The sequence below is a fragment of the Loktanella agnita genome, from assembly GCF_046640325.1.
GTDB lineage: Bacteria > Pseudomonadota > Alphaproteobacteria > Rhodobacterales > Rhodobacteraceae > Yoonia > Yoonia agnita.
Genome location: NZ_JBJMBF010000003.1, coordinates 183358 through 196982 on the forward strand (window position 1 = coordinate 183358; position 13625 = coordinate 196982).

General features: G+C 59.8%; 13 protein-coding genes. 12 read left to right on the forward strand and 1 reads right to left on the reverse strand.

Annotation, left to right across the window (positions count from 1 at the left end; all coding sequences use genetic code 11):
• Positions 1 to 10: 10 nt before the first annotated feature.
• A complete protein-coding gene (locus ACJ5NV_RS04610) occupies positions 11 to 1462 on the forward strand; it encodes an aldehyde dehydrogenase (protein ID WP_411642449.1) in 1452 nt (483 codons plus the stop codon).
• Between the two features lie 9 nt (positions 1463 to 1471).
• Positions 1472 to 2239 carry an SDR family NAD(P)-dependent oxidoreductase gene (locus ACJ5NV_RS04615; RefSeq protein ID WP_411642450.1) on the forward strand — a complete coding sequence of 256 codons (768 nt, stop codon included), beginning with the start codon at positions 1472 to 1474 and terminating at the stop codon, positions 2237 to 2239.
• Here the strand turns inward: ACJ5NV_RS04615 and ACJ5NV_RS04620 are convergent.
• Positions 2167 to 2421, reverse strand: coding sequence for a cupin domain-containing protein (locus ACJ5NV_RS04620; protein ID WP_411642451.1), 255 nt, complete (start codon positions 2419 to 2421; stop codon positions 2167 to 2169). The genes ACJ5NV_RS04615 and ACJ5NV_RS04620 overlap by 73 nt on opposite strands.
• A gap of 107 nt (positions 2422 to 2528) precedes the next feature.
• Between ACJ5NV_RS04620 and ACJ5NV_RS04625 the strand changes: the two genes are divergently transcribed.
• The 10 genes from ACJ5NV_RS04625 to ACJ5NV_RS04670 all read left to right on the forward strand — a co-directional run bounded on the left by ACJ5NV_RS04625 (position 2529) and on the right by ACJ5NV_RS04670 (position 13582).
• Positions 2529 to 4259: a thiamine pyrophosphate-requiring protein gene (locus ACJ5NV_RS04625; RefSeq protein ID WP_411642452.1), complete on the forward strand. Its 1731-nt coding sequence runs from the start codon at positions 2529 to 2531 to the stop codon at positions 4257 to 4259.
• A 370-nt stretch (positions 4260 to 4629) separates the two neighbouring features.
• Entirely contained in the window at positions 4630 to 5052 is a 423-nt protein-coding gene (locus tag ACJ5NV_RS04630; RefSeq protein ID WP_411642453.1) for a TRAP transporter small permease subunit, read from the forward strand.
• Complete coding sequence (locus tag ACJ5NV_RS04635) at positions 5052 to 5291, forward strand: TRAP transporter large permease subunit (protein ID WP_411642454.1); 240 nt, start codon at positions 5052 to 5054, stop codon at positions 5289 to 5291. The genes ACJ5NV_RS04630 and ACJ5NV_RS04635 overlap by 1 nt, the downstream gene beginning before the upstream one ends.
• A 71-nt stretch (positions 5292 to 5362) precedes the next feature.
• Positions 5363 to 6298, forward strand: a complete 936-nt coding sequence (locus ACJ5NV_RS04640) for an alpha/beta hydrolase (RefSeq protein WP_411642455.1) — start codon at positions 5363 to 5365, stop codon at positions 6296 to 6298.
• Between the two features lie 126 nt (positions 6299 to 6424).
• On the forward strand, positions 6425 to 8005 hold the full coding sequence (locus ACJ5NV_RS04645; RefSeq protein ID WP_411642456.1) for an ABC transporter substrate-binding protein: 1581 nt from the start codon (positions 6425 to 6427) through the stop codon (positions 8003 to 8005).
• Positions 8006 to 8085: 80 nt separating this feature from the next.
• Entirely contained in the window at positions 8086 to 9651 is a 1566-nt protein-coding gene (locus tag ACJ5NV_RS04650) for an ABC transporter substrate-binding protein (protein ID WP_411642457.1), read from the forward strand.
• Between the two features lie 70 nt (positions 9652 to 9721).
• Positions 9722 to 10705, forward strand: coding sequence for an ABC transporter permease (locus tag ACJ5NV_RS04655; protein WP_411642458.1), 984 nt, complete (start codon positions 9722 to 9724; stop codon positions 10703 to 10705).
• The gene (locus tag ACJ5NV_RS04660; RefSeq protein ID WP_411642459.1) at positions 10705 to 11649 is read left to right on the forward strand and encodes an ABC transporter permease; all 945 of its coding nucleotides are present in this window, start codon (positions 10705 to 10707) and stop codon (positions 11647 to 11649) included. Before ACJ5NV_RS04655 ends, ACJ5NV_RS04660 begins: the two co-directional genes overlap by 1 nt.
• Positions 11646 to 12620, forward strand: coding sequence for an ABC transporter ATP-binding protein (locus ACJ5NV_RS04665; protein ID WP_411642460.1), 975 nt, complete (start codon positions 11646 to 11648; stop codon positions 12618 to 12620). Before ACJ5NV_RS04660 ends, ACJ5NV_RS04665 begins: the two co-directional genes overlap by 4 nt.
• Positions 12617 to 13582, forward strand: a complete 966-nt coding sequence (locus ACJ5NV_RS04670; protein ID WP_411642461.1) for an ABC transporter ATP-binding protein — start codon at positions 12617 to 12619, stop codon at positions 13580 to 13582. The genes ACJ5NV_RS04665 and ACJ5NV_RS04670 overlap by 4 nt, the downstream gene beginning before the upstream one ends.
• Positions 13583 to 13625 lie beyond the last annotated feature (43 nt).

Consider the following 13625-nt stretch of genomic DNA (forward strand, 5'->3'; position numbering starts at 1 on the left):
GGAGAAAAATATGAGTGTTCTTGAACTTCTGATCGGTGGCGAAAAAGTGGCTGCCGAGGGCGGGCGCACCTTTACCCGCAACAACCCCCTGACCGGCGGCGTGGCCACCGAAGCGGCCGCCGCCACCACCGCGGATGCGATCCGTGCGGCAGATGCCGCCGCGCAGGCCTTTCCGGAATGGTCCGATACCGGCCCGGCAAAGCGCCGCGCGCTTTTGATGGCTGCCGCTGACAGCCTTGAGGCGCGCCAAGGTGATATCGCAACCGCAATGGCCGAAGAGCTTGGCGCAACTGCGGCTTGGGCCGGCTTTAACGTGACGCTGGCGGCAGGGATGCTGCGCGAGGCAGCGTCGATGACGACGATGATCAAGGGCGAGATTATTCCATCCAACCGCCCCGGCTCTATGGCGATGGCGATCCGGCAACCGGCGGGGGTTGTCCTGTCGATGGCACCTTGGAATGCGCCGGTGATCCTTGGGGTCCGTTCGATCGCCATGCCGCTGGCCTGCGGCAATACCGTGGTGATGAAATCCTCTGAACTCAGCCCGCGCACCCATGCGCTGATCGTCGAGGCGATGCAGGAAGGCGGGCTGACCAAGGGCGTGCTCAACGTCATTTCCAACGCGCCGGACGATGCAGCAGGCATTGTAGAGGCGCTGATCGCGCATAATGCGGTGCGCCGGGTGAATTTCACCGGCTCTACACGTGTTGGCCGCATCATTGCGCGGCTGGCGGCAGAGAACCTCAAGCCCGCATTGTTGGAGCTGGGGGGCAAAGCCCCACTGGTCGTGCTGGATGATGCCGATCTTGACAAAGCAGTCGCCGCAGCGGCCTTTGGGGCCTATATGAACCAAGGCCAGATCTGCATGTCGACAGAGCGTCTGGTGGTGCACGAAGCCGTCGCCGACGCCTTTGTTGAAAAGCTTTCCGAAAAGGTCCGCAGCCTGACAGTCGGCGACCCGCGTGAAGGGAACACCCCGCTTGGCTGCGTGGTGGATCGCGGCGCGGTGGAGCGTATTCTGGGGCTCATCCGCGACGCTGAGGACAAAGGCGCCAAGGTTGTTGCCGGGGGGCAGGCTGACGGTGTGCTGATGCAGGCGACACTGCTTGACCACGTCACGCCAGCGATGCGCATCTACGCCGAAGAAAGCTTTGGTCCCACAGCCTCGGTCGTGCGGGTGGGTTCGATTGACGAGGCGGTTCGCGTGGCCAATGACACCGAATACGGGCTGTCGGCGAGCATCTTTGGCGAAGATACCGTGCGCGCGATGAATATCGCCAAGCGGATCGAAAGCGGCATCTGCCACATCAACGGCCCGACTGTGCATGATGAAGCGCAGATGCCTTTCGGGGGCGTGAAGGATTCCGGCTACGGACGGTTTGGCGGCACGGCGGCGATTGAAGAATTCACCACCCTACGCTGGATCACCGTTCAGGATGGTCAACCGCAGTACCCAATCTAAGGCGCAGATATGTTCGATCTTGAAGGAAAAACATGTCTGATTACCGGCGGGGCGGGCTCCATCGGGCTGGCCGCCGCCTGCCTGCTGCACCAGCAAGGGGCGCGGCTGGCGCTGGTCGATCTTGACCTCGCGGCGCTGGACGCGGCCTGCGTCGCAGCCTTCGGCGATGACGCAAAAAACGTGCTGTGCATCGCAGCGGATGTCAGTGACGAGGCGCAGGTGCACCGTGCTGTTACACGCACGGCACAGCATTTTGGCGGGATCGACGTGCTGTTTTCGAACGCAGGCACTTTCGGAACCGTGGCCACAATCGCAGACTACCCGACAGAGGTTTTCGACAGTGTTCTGGCGGTACATGTGCGCGGGGCGTTCCTGCTGGCCAAACATGCTGTGCCGCATATGCGCAAAGGGGGCAGTATCGTGCTGACCTCCAGCGTGGCGGCGACACGGGGTGATCCGGGGGTTTACGGCTATATCACGGCCAAACACGCGTTAACCGGGCTGATGCGGGTTCTGGCAAAGGATCTGGCCCCGCGCGGAATCCGCGTCAACGCCATTGCACCGGGTCCGATTGGAAATGATTTCCAACAACGGGTCGAGGATGACCTTGGCGCAGAAATCGGTCGCGACGGTACGGCGTTTTTCAACGAGATGATCCCGCTGGGCCGCCACGGCACGGCCGAGGAGATCGCGGCTTCGGTGCTTTACCTCGCCTCTGCGCAATCGGGTTTCACCACCGGCCATTTGCTGATGGCCGATGGCGGGATGTCGGTATGATCTTGGCGGAACAAACCTTCGATGTATTGGTGGACGTCGAAATACCCGTCCGGCTCGCCCGCTTCATCGAGCCAGATCAACGGGCCGATGACCTTGAAATACATTTTCATCGGGTGGGCATGCTCATAAGCGACGCGCGTATGTCCTTCTTTGACGGCAGGCTGGCTAATCGCGGTGACCATCGGCGGTCTCCGGCTGCAAGACTTGGCGCAGATTGCCAACAGATCTCGCGTTCTGCAAATCGAACCTCACATTTCAGTACGATGACAGTTTCAGAAAGGCGTGACGGATGAAGGATTCCGATGCGATCACCGCGGGCGGCGCGATCTTCAGCAAGCTCAAGGCGTTGGGGGTAGAATACGTCTTTACCAATTCCGGCACCGATTTTCCGCCGATCATCGAAGGGCTGGTCGAGGCGCGCCGCGCAGGGCTAGAGCTTCCCACGCCAGTCACCGTACCCCATGAACATGCCGCCGTTTCAATGGCGCACGGCTATTGGCAGGTGACAGGCCGCCCGCAGGCGGTGCTGCTGCATACCAATGTCGGACTGGCGAATGGTGCGACTGCCGCGATCAACGCGTGGTGTGATCAGGTGCCGATGATCCTGATGTCGGGCCGGACCCCGGTGACCGAACATACACGGTTCGGCGCGCGCACTGTGCCCATCGGCTGGGGACAAGAGATGTTCGACCAAGAGGCGCTGATCCGCGAGACGACGAAGTGGCATTATGAATTGCGCTTTCCCGATCAGATTTCCGAACTGATGGATCGCGCCTGGGCGATTGCGAATTCAACGCCTAAGGGGCCTGTGTATCTCAGCCTGCCGCGTGAAGTGCTGTGCGAACCTTGCCCGCGTGCTGGTCTTGATGCGCCATCCCGGATGGCACCGGTCACCACTGCGCCCGATCCTGATGCCCTCTCGCGTGCTGCCGATGCTTTGGCGCAGGCACAAAACCCACTGATCATCGCGCAACGCGGCGCGGGAAGCGCGGCAGGCTTTGCCGCACTTCAGCGCCTCTGCGAAACATTCGCCATTCCCTTGTCGCACTACTGGTCCAACCAGCTTGCGATCCCACTGTCGCACCCGTGCCAAGTGGGTGCCGATCCCGGCCCGTGGCTGGCAGATATAGATGTGGTTCTTGTGCTTGACGCGCTTGCACCATGGTTTCCGGACAAGGTCAGCCTGCGCGAAGATGTGACCGTGATCCACGCTGGCCCCGATCCGCTGTTCACCCGCACCCCGGTGCGTAATTTTGCGGCTGACATCACGTTGGCGGGGCCGACCGACCGTGTGATCAGCGCCCTTGCAGGGGCAATGCCAAGCACCGTGCCGGATACCGAACGCCTTGCGGCGCGACGTGACGCCATCGCGCAGCGGGCGCAAATCAGCCGCGACAGCGCGCGCGCCGCCGCGCAAGATGGTGCTGGAGCGCCGATGACAAAAGATTGGGTCAGCCTCTGCCTTGGGCGCGCGATCAAGGCGCAGACCGAACAGGGGCGGCGTGCTACGGTTTTTCACGAATTGGGCTGCCCGCTGATGCCGCTCGATCTCGATCAGCCTGACAGCTATTTTCAGGAACCGCATTCCGGCGGTCTTGGTTGGGGGCTGCCTGCGGCCATCGGTGCGCAGATGTCTGACCCCGCGCGGCTGGTTTTTGCCACGATGGGCGACGGCAGCTATATGTTCGCCAACCCCACAGCCTGTCATCTGGTCGCCGAAGCCCATGATGTGCCGGTAATCGTGCTGGTTCTGAATAACGAAGAATGGGGCGCGGTCCGCCACTCGGTCGAAGGGCTGTACCCCGATGGGGCCGCGCGTGCGGCGAATGAGGTTCCGCTGACCTCGCTCCGGCCCAGCCCGGATTTCACCCGCACCGCTGCGGCCAGCCGCGCACATACCGAAACCGTCACCGACGGCGCCGACCTGCCAGCCGCGCTGGACCGCGCCATCGCAGTTGCCATCAACGAACGGCGTCAGGTCCTGCTTAATATCGCCATTGCACGCAGTACACCACATTGAACGACCACGATACGTAAACATCAAAGGGAGGATATTATGAGATTTTTCAACATGCTGGCCACGACGGCCATTGCCTTTGCTACCAATGCGGCCATGCGCAAGAAATTCAGTTCAAGTGGAATAACTTTCTGAGCTCGCAAGCCCCGGCGTATCGCCAGGTGCTACAGCCTTAGATTGATCGTATCGCAGAGTCGCCTGACGGTCACGCCTCGATCGCGATTTTCTGTCCATGACACTGGGCGGTAGGCGCGTGATGGCGTGGTGGATCTTGTCTGGATCGTGAACGCTTAAGCGGCAGAGGCTTTCCAAGGACAGAGGTGTTCGAACTGCCCGCGTGCATCAAAGCGACAACGCGGCTGTGAACCGGGCCATGCTGGCCATATATAACGATTACGTTGCAGATGATTTCGAAGGTGTCGTGTTATTCGGCGTGGTCGCGGTCAACGCTTGGTCGATCCTTGCGGGCTGGCTGATGAACCGCCCGTTTCCGGGTGATTTTGAGCTGACCGAAATGGGCATCGCCATCGCCGTCTTTGCGTTTCTGCCCAATTGTCAGCTGGCCGGGGCCAATGTCTCGGTTGATATTTTTACCATACGCGCCAAACCTTGGCAGATTGCGCTGATCGCAGCGCTTGTGGACTGCGCCTTTGCCGCGCTGCTGATCTGGCGCATGTGGCTGGGTCTTGTGGATTACCGACTTATACCGACTTCACCGGCATTCTTGAAATCCCGATCTGGCGGGCTTTATTTCGGGCTGTTCAATGCACCCCCGCCGCTACTGTGGGTGTCGTGATGGTGGCCTTGATCGGTCTGTTTCGCCGCAAGCTGACATTGCCCGCCACCCGCGAGGCATTATTGGAAAGAGCCCGGATCACGGGCATGATTTTCCTGATATTGCTTGGAGCGGAGCTGTTGAAAATATTCATGGCACGCGGCGGCGTCCCGCAGGCCATGGCCGAGCTGATGCGGGTGATCCTGTTGCTTGCGATGCCGGGGATCGTCTTTTTTCTGCCCAGTCTGATCGGCGGTTGACGTTGTAAGGATTGACTTGCGCCCTCAACCCGCGTGACGCTGTGGCGATGCAGTGACGCGAGGCAGGCCGGATGACCACAGATGAGTTGCAGGACGATACCAATGTGGCAGAGGTGCTCACCACGGGGCCAAGCCTGCGGATGCGCGCAATCACATGGTTGCTGCGTCTGAAAGGCAAGCGCGGCGATGATGCCGCGGTACTGCGCCAGACCTATGATGCGCGCGACTATCCAGAGGCACCACCACCGCCGCAACGTCTGCGCCGTGTGTACGATGTCACGATGCGGGACGTAGACGGATGGCCCGTCTATACGGTGACCCCAAAGGCAGACGCACCGACGAAGCATATTATCTATTTGCATGGTGGTTCCTATGTTCATCAGCTGAACCACAATCACTGGAATGCGGTCACGGCGCTGGCCCAAGCCACCGGTGCGCAGATCACCGTGCCGCTTTATCCGCTGGCGCCGGAGTATGATCACGCTGCGGCTTTTGCATTGGTCGACACGCTCTTCACCGCGCTACTGACGACATATGCGGCGGATGATGTGATCTTATGCGGTGATTCCGCAGGGGCAGGGCTGGCGCTGGGGTTTGCCATAGGCCAGCGCGACCAGGGTGGGTCGCTGCCGGGGCGGTTGATCCTCTTTGCACCTTGGCTGGATATCACCATGGCGGACCCTGCGGCGCAGGCGGTGGAATCATCCGATGTCATGCTGAAAATCGATCGGCTGCGCGAGACCGGGCGCTGGTGGGCCGGCGGGCGCGATCCGCGTCATCCGATCCTTAGCCCGCTTTTTGCCAACCTTACCGATCTGCCGCCAATTGATATCTATCAGGGCACTGCGGATGTTTTTATCGTCGATACACGTCGCTTTGCGTGCCGCGCGGAAGGGGCGGTGGTGACGCTTTATGAATTCAATGGGGCCTTCCACGCCTTCCCCGTGGCGACCTTTCTGCCCGAGGCAAAGACCGTTTATCGCCGTATCGCCCGCGATCTGCAGTAACATCTAACGCCTAAGAACCGCATCATTTTCCCCGACGGCAAGTGGGTTTGTTGGCCAGTGATGTGCCCTTGTGCTTCATCGGGATTTGCAGAACACTGCGCCCATAACGAAAAACAGGGGGTTCCCATGAAAATCGCAACCACGGTCATTCTTGGCTCATTGGTGTCTACACTCGCACTACAGGCCAGCGCTGAAACGCTGCGCTGGGCGCGGGCGGGCGATGCGCTGACGCTTGATCCGCATGCCCAAAACGAAGGTCCGACCCACACGATCCGTCACCAGATTTATGAACCGCTGGTGATTCGTGATGTCACGGGCGAATTTGAGCCCGCACTGGCCACCGAATGGGCCCCAAAAGAGGGCGATCCGAACGTTTGGGTGTTCAAATTGCGCGAAGGTGTGAAATTCCACGACGGCGCTGACTTCACGGCAGAGGATGCGGTGTTCAGCTTTGAGCGCGCCATGCAGCCCAATTCGGACATGAAAGAGCTGATCGGTTCAATCACCGAAGTCCGGGCCGTGGATGATTACACCATCGAAATGGTCACCGACGGGCCGAACCCGATCCTGCCATCCAACCTGACCAACCTGTTCATTCTGGACAAGGGCTGGGCCGAGGCGAACAACACAGTTGACGTGCAGGATTTCGAAGGCGGTGAGATCACCTATGCCACCACCAACGCAAATGGTACCGGGCCTTATGTGCTGCAAAGCCGCGAGCCGGATGTGCGCACGGTGATGGTCCGCAATGACAATTACTGGGGCATCGACCAGTTCCCGATGGAAGTGACGGAAATCATCTACACCCCGATCCAGAACGCCGCCACGCGTGTTGCTGCATTGCTGTCGGGTGAGATCAATTTCCTGCAAGATATGCCGGTGCAGGATTTGCAGCGCGTGTCCGAGGCTGATGGCCTGCTGGTCAAGACAGCCCCGCAGAACCGTGTGATCTTTTTCGGTCTGAACATGGGCGCGGATGATATCGAAGCTGATAACATCGATGGTGCCAACCCGCTGGCTGATGTGCGCGTGCGCCGTGCCATGTCGATGGCGATCAACCGCGATGCGATCCGCCAAGTCGTGATGCGTGGCCAGTCAGAGCCAGCAGGCATGATCGCGCCGCCCTTCGTGAACGGCTGGACCGCCGAGATGGACGCCGCCTCTGCCACGGATGTGGACGCTGCAAAAGCCTTGATGGAAGAGGCCGGTTACGGCGATGGGTTCTCTATCCGGTTGGACTGCCCGAATGACCGCTACATCAATGACGAAGGTATCTGTCAGGCGGCTGTCGGGATGCTGGGCCAGATTGGTATCACTGTGAACTTGGATGCCAAGCCAAAGGCGCAGCACTTTCCGCTGATCACCGAAAGCCAGACCGATTTCTACATGCTGGGCTGGGGCGTGCCGACCTATGATTCTGAATATGTTTTCAATTTCCTGGTCCATGGCCGCGAAGACGATATCGGGACATGGAATGGCACCGGATATGACAATGATGAGCTGGACGCGCAGATCAAATCGCTCGCCTCGAACACTGATCTGGACGCCCGTAACGCAGATATCGCGTCAATCTGGGAAACCGTGCAGGACGAACAGCTGTATATCCCTATTCACCACCAGGTGCTGAACTGGGCGATGAGCGAAAATGTAGGTATTGATGTCGATCCCGAAGATCAGCCAAAGGTCAAATACTTTACATTTGACTGAACAATGGAGGCACCCCCGTGATGGGGGTGCCTGACCGCTTGACCCCCTCTTTCTGCCATTTGTAACAAAGGATATTGACCATGTTTCGGACCGCCCGTTTCGCAGCCTTTGCCGCTTTATTCGCGTCTTCCCTGCCAGCTGAGGAATTCCGCTGGGCCGTGACCACAGACCCGCAGACGATGGATCCGCATGCGGTCAATTCCACACCGGTTTTGGGCTTTCTCAACAACGTCTACGAAGGGCTTGTCCGGCGTGGCAAGGACATGCAGGTTGAGCCATCGCTTGCCACCTCATGGGCGCCGATTGGTGACGGTGAAGGCTGGCGCTTTACCCTGCGCGAAGGTGTCACATTCCACGACGGCGCGACGTTCAACGCTGAAGATGTGTTATTTTCCTATCAGCGCGCTGCGGATGAGGCCGCTGATACCCGCAGTTGGTTTGCGTCCGTGTCCGATGTGGTGATCGTTGACGATTACACCGTGGATATCATGACCTCTGCCCCGAACCCGATTTTTCCCGGTTCCATCGCGAACTGGATGATGCTGGATGCGGATTGGGCTGCGGCGAATAATACGACCGTTCCCGACAAGGAAAACGGCAATTACGCGACCTTGAACACCAATGGTACCGGCCCGTTCCGCCTGACCACGCGCGAGCCGGGGCTGCGTACCGTGCTGGAGCCCTTCGAAGGCTGGTGGGACACGGCAGAACACAATGTCACCCGCGCCGAACTGACCCCGATCCAGAACCCGGCAACGGCGCTGGCGGCGCTGCTGTCTGGCGATGTGGATTTCATCAACCCGGTGCCGATTCAGGACGTGGCCCGGTTGCAGCAAAACGCCGATGTGAATGTCATCCAAGGCGTCGAAGCGCGGGTCATCATGCTAGGCTTCCCGCATGAGGCGGACGCATTGAAATATTCTTCTGATGTGACTGATGCCAACCCCTTTGCGGATCCGCGCGTGCGGCTGGCAGTGGCCCATGCGGTGAATGTGCCTGCGATCTTGCAGACCATCATGCGCGGCAATGCCGAAGCCGTCAGCCAGATGATCACCCCCACGATGAGCGGCTATTCCGCCGCGCTGGCAGATCGCCCCGCCCATGACCCCGATCAGGCCCGCGCGCTGCTGGCCGAGGCAGGCTATCCCGATGGGTTTTCTTTCGGGCTGAAATGCCCCAACAACCGCTATCTGAATGACGAGGCCGTGTGTCAGGCGATCACCGGCATGCTGGCGCAGGTCGGGATGCGCGCCACGTTGGACGCGATGCCGGTGCAGAATTACTGGCCGGAACTGCGGGCTGATAATCACGATATGTACTTGCTGGGCTGGTCCTCTGGCACGCTGGACGCCGAACACCCGATCCGGTTCTTGGCCGCGACACCAGATGAAGAGGCGCGTTTGGGCAGCTGGAACTTTGGCGGCTATTCGAATGCCCGCGTGGATGAATTGCTGCCGCTGATCCAATCAGAGATTGACCCGGCGGCGCGGCAAGCCATGCTGGATGAGACCCACAAGATTTTGCAGGATGAGGTCGCCTATGTGCCGCTTTACGTGCAACCGCTTTTGTGGGGCACACGCAGCAATATCACGCTGGCCCAGCGGCCTGATGATTTCTTTCTGCTGCGATGGGCTCGCGTCAACTGATCTGCTTGACGCGCGCGGCTTTTACGTCCATCTGGCCTGACCCAGCCTGAGCAAGGGAAAGCGAGATCACATGTTGGCTTTCATCATTCGGCGTTTTGGCCAGTCCGTTCTGGTTTTGCTGATCGTAGGGCTTGTTGCCTTTGCAATGTTTCGTTTTGTCGGTGATCCCATCGACAATATGCTGGGCCAGGAACGCACGATCGAAGACGTGCAACGGTTGCGCACCCAACTGGGGCTGGATCAGCCTTTTGTGGTTCAATATGTGAAATTCCTGCAAGAGGCGGTGCAGGGCAATTTCGGGGTGAGCTATCGTCAGGGTCGCCCTGTGTCCGAGATCATCATGGAACGCGCGCCCGCCACGCTGGAACTGGCGGCGGTGTCGGGGGTGCTGGCGATCCTGTTTGGCATCGCGCTGGGTGTGTTCACGGCGATCCGCCGCGACGGCGTCGCGGCCAATCTGATTATGGCCGGATCGCTGATTGGTGTGTCGCTGCCAACCTTTCTAATCGGGATATTGCTGATCTATGTCTTTGCGGTGGAACTGGGTTGGCTGCCATCATTCGGGCGCGGGCAGACCGTGCAGATCGGCGATTGGTGGACCACCGGTTTTTTGACCGCCAGCGGGCTAAAGGCGCTGATCCTGCCTGCGATCACGCTGGGCCTATATCAGATGACCCTGATCATGCGGCTTGTGCGGTCTGAAATGCTCGAGGTGCTGCGGCAGGATTACATCCGCTTTGCCCGCGCACGCGGGTTGCGGAACCGTGTCGTCAACTTTCGCCACGCACTGAAAAACACGATGGTACCTGTTGTCACGGTCATTGGCTTGCAACTGGGGGCGATCATCGCCTTTGCGATCATTACAGAAACGGTCTTTCAATGGCCCGGCGTTGGCCTGCTGTTCATCAATGCGATCCAATTTGTCGATATCCCGGTTATGGCTGCTTATTTGATGATGATTTCGGTGATGTTCGTGGGGATCAACCTGATCGTGGATATTCTTTACGTCTTTATTGATCCGCGTCTGCGCATCGACCGGGCAGGGGGCCACTGATGACCGATACGACCCAAATCGCGCAGGACAAATCCCGCTGGACCCGGTTTCGCGATAGCGACTTTTTCTATGCGTTCAGACGGTCCCCTGTGGCGATCATCTCTTTCACCGTTGTGACCTTGCTGGTGCTGGCGTCGGTGTTCGCGCCGCTGATTGCGCCCACCAACCCGTTTGATCCCGCCAGTCTGAACCTGATGGACGGGTTTACCCCGCCGTTGGAACCCAATGCCTTTACCCAGAATACATTCCTGCTGGGCACCGATGATCAGGGGCGGGATGTGTTTTCGACCATCCTTTACGGGATGCGGGTTTCTCTGTTCGTCGGCACGGCGGCTGTGTTGTTCGCCATGGTGCTGGGGATCACGCTGGGGCTGCTGTCAGGCTACTTTGGCGGCTGGACCGAAACGATTATCATGCGCGTGGCTGATGTGCAGCTGACCTTTCCCTCGATCCTTGTGGCGATGCTGATCTTTGGCGTGGCCAAGGGGGTGACCCCTGTGGAATACCGCGATCAGATGGCGATCTGGGTGCTGATCCTTGCTATTGGCCTGTCCGACTGGGTGCAGTTCGCCCGTGTGGTCCGCGGGGCCACATTGGTCGAAAAGAACAAGGATTATGTGGCTGCTGCCCGGCTGATTGGCCGCAAACCTTGGGCGATCATGATCAAACATATTCTGCCCAATGTATTGTCCCCGGTGCTGGTGATCGCGACAATCTCGCTGGCGCTGGCCATCATCGCCGAGGCGACCCTGTCGTTCCTGGGTGTGGGCGCGCCCCCGACCCAGCCATCACTGGGAACGCTGATCCGGATCGGACAGGGGTTTTTGTTTTCCGGTGAGTGGTGGATCCTGTTTTTCCCCGCCTGCACCCTGCTGACACTGGCGCTGAGTGTGAACCTGCTGGGCGACTGGCTGCGCGATGCGCTTAATCCGAGGTTACGATGACCGAAGCCGTTCTTTCCATCCGTAACCTGTCTGTCGAGATCCCGACCCGTGCCGGTATCGTGAAGCCTGTTGATGGTGTCAGCTATGATATCGGCCGGGGTGAAATCCTTGGTGTTGTTGGCGAAAGCGGTGCTGGCAAGTCGATGGCGGGCAATGCTGTGATCGGCTTGCTGAACCCGCCTGCGCATATCGCTGGCGGTGAAATCTGGCTGAATGGCAAGCGCATCGACGGGCTGAAAGGTGATGCGATGCGCCGGTTGCGCGGCAAAGAGATTGGGATGGTGTTTCAGGACCCGCTGACCTCTCTTAACCCGCTTTTGACCATTGGCGATCAACTGGCCGAGACGATGCTGACCCATCTGCCGATCAGCCGAAAAGACGCTGAAAAACGCGCCATTGCCGCGCTGGAAGAGGTGGGTATCCCCGGTGCGAAGGACCGCATTGGTAGCTACCCGCATGAGTTTTCGGGCGGGATGCGTCAGCGCGTGGTGATCGCGCTGGCCCTTTGTGCTGAACCGTCCTTGGTGATCGCGGATGAGCCGACAACGGCATTGGATGTTTCTGTGCAGGCGCAGATTATTTCCTTGCTCAAAAAGCTGTGCCGCGAACGCGGGACGGCGGTGATGCTGATCACCCATGACATGGGTGTGATTGCCGAAACGGCGGACCGGGTGGCGGTGATGTATGCAGGCCGGCTGGCCGAACTGGGGCCGGTGCGCGAGGTGCTGACCGCGCCGCACCACCCCTATACGGACGGGTTGATGGCCTCCACCCCGCTGGCGGCGGCAGGCCAGACGCGGCTGCACCAGATCCCCGGTTCCATGCCGCGCTTGACGACGATGCCGGATGGCTGTGCCTTTCATCCGCGTTGCCCCAAGGCGCAGGATAAATGCCGCCACGACCCGCGCCCGACGCTGGTGGATGGCCGCGCGGCCTGCTGGTTTCCGCTACATACGGAGGATGCCCGATGAACGCTTTTGTCACGATCAAGGGCCTGAGCCGTGTCTTCGACGTGTCGAAACCCTGGTTGAACCGTGTGTTGGAACGCCGTGAAAAAGCCTATCTGACAGCCGTGTCAGAGGTGGATTTCGAGATCGCAGAGCGCAGCACATATGCGCTGGTGGGCGAAAGCGGATCGGGTAAATCGACCATTGGCCGGATGCTGGTCGGATTGCTGAACCCCAGCAGCGGTGATGTGGAAATCGAAGGCGTCAATCTGGCGAAAGAAACGGATGCGGCCAAGGTCGATGCGGTTCGCTCTGACATTCAGATGATTTTTCAGGACCCTTATGCCTCGCTCAACCCGCGCTGGCGGGTGCGGGATATCATCGAAGAACCCGTTGTCGCCCGTGGCGGCAAGGCCAAGGGGCTGGCTGAAAAACTGTTGGAACAGGTGGGGTTGCATCCGTCTGACGCGGGCAAATACCCGCATGAATTTTCCGGTGGGCAGCGGCAGCGGATTTGTATCGCGCGCGCGCTGGCATCGAACCCGCGTCTGATTGTTTGCGACGAGCCGACATCCGCGTTGGATGTGTCGGTGCAGGCGCAGGTGCTGAACCTGATGAGCGATCTGAAGGACGAACTTGGCCTGACCTATCTGCTGATCACCCATGATCTGACGGTTGTGCGCCACATGGCCGACCGGATCGGCGTGCTTTATCTGGGCCGTCTGGTGGAAGAGGCCGCACCGGCAGATCTGTTTGAGGACCCCAAGCATCCTTATACCCAGATGCTGCTAGAGGCCGCGCCGCGCATGGATGGGTTTGGGCGGGACGTACCCCCGCCCCAAGGCGAAATCCCCGATCCGATCAATCCGCCAAGCGGTTGCGCCTTTCACCCGCGCTGCCCGCTGGCAGTGGATCGCTGCCGTCAGGAACGTCCGCAGTTGCGCAGCTTGGGCGGCACCCGCGTCGCCTGTCATCTGGCCGAGTAGCACCGGCTTGACACCCGCGCCTTGTTGGTTGTGACTGGTCACA

Bases quoted from the DNA above. Each gene is read 5' to 3' on its own strand.
- ACJ5NV_RS04650 (WP_411642457.1), top strand. From the start codon at position 8,086: ATGTTTCGGACCGCCCGTTTCGCAGCCTTTGCCGCTTTATTCGCGTCT.
- ACJ5NV_RS04655 (WP_411642458.1), top strand. From the start codon at position 9,722: ATGTTGGCTTTCATCATTCGGCGTTTTGGCCAGTCCGTTCTGGTTTTG.
- ACJ5NV_RS04625 (WP_411642452.1), top strand. From the start codon at position 2,529: ATGAAGGATTCCGATGCGATCACCGCGGGCGGCGCGATCTTCAGCAAG.
- ACJ5NV_RS04670 (WP_411642461.1), top strand. From the start codon at position 12,617: ATGAACGCTTTTGTCACGATCAAGGGCCTGAGCCGTGTCTTCGACGTG.
- ACJ5NV_RS04610 (WP_411642449.1), top strand. From the start codon at position 11: ATGAGTGTTCTTGAACTTCTGATCGGTGGCGAAAAAGTGGCTGCCGAG.
- ACJ5NV_RS04630 (WP_411642453.1), top strand. From the start codon at position 4,630: ATGCTGGCCATATATAACGATTACGTTGCAGATGATTTCGAAGGTGTC.
- ACJ5NV_RS04645 (WP_411642456.1), top strand. From the start codon at position 6,425: ATGAAAATCGCAACCACGGTCATTCTTGGCTCATTGGTGTCTACACTC.
- ACJ5NV_RS04640 (WP_411642455.1), top strand. From the start codon at position 5,363: ATGACCACAGATGAGTTGCAGGACGATACCAATGTGGCAGAGGTGCTC.
- ACJ5NV_RS04620 (WP_411642451.1), bottom strand. From the start codon at position 2,421: ATGGTCACCGCGATTAGCCAGCCTGCCGTCAAAGAAGGACATACGCGC.
- ACJ5NV_RS04615 (WP_411642450.1), top strand. From the start codon at position 1,472: ATGTTCGATCTTGAAGGAAAAACATGTCTGATTACCGGCGGGGCGGGC.
- ACJ5NV_RS04660 (WP_411642459.1), top strand. From the start codon at position 10,705: ATGACCGATACGACCCAAATCGCGCAGGACAAATCCCGCTGGACCCGG.
- ACJ5NV_RS04635 (WP_411642454.1), top strand. From the start codon at position 5,052: ATGGTGGCCTTGATCGGTCTGTTTCGCCGCAAGCTGACATTGCCCGCC.
- ACJ5NV_RS04665 (WP_411642460.1), top strand. From the start codon at position 11,646: ATGACCGAAGCCGTTCTTTCCATCCGTAACCTGTCTGTCGAGATCCCG.